At 35.4% G+C, this 1,832-nt stretch carries 2 protein-coding genes; one reads left to right on the top strand and one right to left on the bottom strand.

Annotated features, from left to right (window positions below):
* Positions 1 to 48 precede the first annotated feature (48 nt).
* The gene (locus tag IQ215_RS14220) at positions 49 to 1,272 is read right to left on the bottom strand and encodes an RNA-guided endonuclease TnpB family protein (protein ID WP_193802054.1); all 1,224 of its coding nucleotides are present in this window, start codon (positions 1,270 to 1,272) and stop codon (positions 49 to 51) included.
* A 54-nt stretch (positions 1,273 to 1,326) separates the two neighbouring features.
* On the opposite strand from IQ215_RS14220, the gene tnpA reads away from it, so the two are divergent.
* Positions 1,327 to 1,743 (top strand): IS200/IS605 family transposase, encoded by a 417-nt coding sequence (tnpA, locus tag IQ215_RS14225; protein ID WP_193802055.1) that lies wholly within the window; start codon positions 1,327 to 1,329, stop codon positions 1,741 to 1,743.
* The last annotated feature ends 89 nt before the right edge of the window (positions 1,744 to 1,832 follow it).

The following is a 1,832-nucleotide window of genomic DNA, read 5'->3' on the forward strand; positions in this document are numbered from 1 at the left end:
TTGACACTCACACCATCAAATCAAAGATTGTGATGGGTGATTCTTACATCATTGACACTTAACTAGATTAAGCAAGTTACCTTGACTAATCCCCGTCAGTACGTCTCCGTAAGCATTTTTATTCACGGTATGCCCTACCGCAATTAATCCTCTATTTTTAATTACCTCTGCACTTACGACGTCTCTTGGTGCTGTATAACCGCAATACTGACAATTATGTATTCTTTCACTTATTTGCTTTTTACCAGTATGATTACCACAGTTACTGCATTCTTGAGATGTACCATCTTTATCTACTTTTAGATAAAACTTACCCCGTTTCCAACATACATAAGGCAAAATTTCATTGATAAACTGCCCTATACCCGAGTCTAAAGATTGTTTTCTCACAATCCCTCGACTCCAAGAAACAAAGTTTATATCCTCAACAAATATGTTATCCGTTAAGTCGCAAAGGTAATTAGCTAACTTAAAATGCCAATCACGGCGGGTATTGGCAACCTTGTCGTGCAATCTAGCTATCTTATTCTGAAGTTTTAACCAATTGTTAGAGCCTTTAGTTTTATGTTTTAAGCGTCTTTGTAGCAATTTAAGCTGACTCTGTGCCTGTAACAAAAACCTAGGGGATTTGATTAATTCTCCTTTATCTGTAGCTACAAATGATTCTATCCCTGCATCAATGCCTAAACTTGTTTTTCCCACAGGAGCATCAGGGCAAGATTCTTGAGATTGAAAAACAATCATCAAATAATATCCTGTCGCTTTTTTCACAATACGAGCTTGTTTTGGCTCAAAACCAGTGGGGTAATTCCTAGATTGTTTGATGTTTAACCAACCCAGTTGGGGTAGCTTAAACTTACCTTGTGCCAAACAATTTTTAAGCATTGCAGGAAAAACAAAACTTTTCATCTGCTTTTTAAAACGGGGAAATCCATAACCTTTAGCCTTCATATCAGAAAAGGCTTTATCTAAAGTTTTCAACGTCTGCTGTAATACCTGAGCATTTACAGACTTTAAGTCTTGGTTTGTCTTTTTAGCAATCGTTAAGTTTTTTGCTTGGTTGTTGTAACTAGGATAAGGAGTATCTGCAGGAATTATGTACTCAGCAAATAATGAACAACGATCAATTGGTGATTTACGACTGTTATACCATGCCTTACGTTCAGACAAGGCAAAGTTATAAACAGACCGGCAAACATCCAAGATGTGTTCTACTTCTTGAATCTGTTGCCGATTAAGTTTTAACTTATACTGATACGTCAGGGTGATCACTTTTTCAACAATACTTTATTTGCTACACTTTAATTATATGTTTAGTGATTAAAAATGTCAACTAGTTATAATAAAGGTTTTAGGTCAGTTTATAAACTTACCGCTCATGTAGTTTTAGTTACCAAGTATCGTAAAAAAGCAATTTCAGGAGAAGTGCTAATCAGACTAAAAGAAATTTTGAGGGAGACATTACTGAAGTGGGAATGCAACTTGGTGGAATTTAATGGAGAATCAGATCATGTACATTTACTTATTGACTACAAGCCTGATATATCTTTGTCAAAGTTAATTGCTAATTTAAAAACTGTTAGCAGTCGGTTGATTCGTCGAGATTTCCCTGAGTTGGCAAGTAAATATTTTTATAACAAACCCTATTTTTGGACTGGTGCTTATTTTGTGGCAAGTTGTGGTGGTGTTACTGTAAGTCAGCTCAAAAAATATGTTGAGAATCAAAAAATTCCTCAAGAATAAGGAATTAAAATGTTTTGTTTATTGGTCAAAATTCATCACCCGTTAATTCCTATGGGCATTTTTGTTGCTGAGGAATCTAACGGGTGTCC

It is taken from the genome of Cyanobacterium stanieri LEGE 03274, from assembly GCF_015207825.1.
Classification (GTDB): Bacteria; Cyanobacteriota; Cyanobacteriia; order Cyanobacteriales; family Cyanobacteriaceae; genus Cyanobacterium; species Cyanobacterium stanieri_B.

Bases quoted from the DNA above. Each gene is read 5' to 3' on its own strand.
- tnpA (WP_193802055.1), top strand. From the start codon at position 1,327: ATGTCAACTAGTTATAATAAAGGTTTTAGGTCAGTTTATAAACTTACC.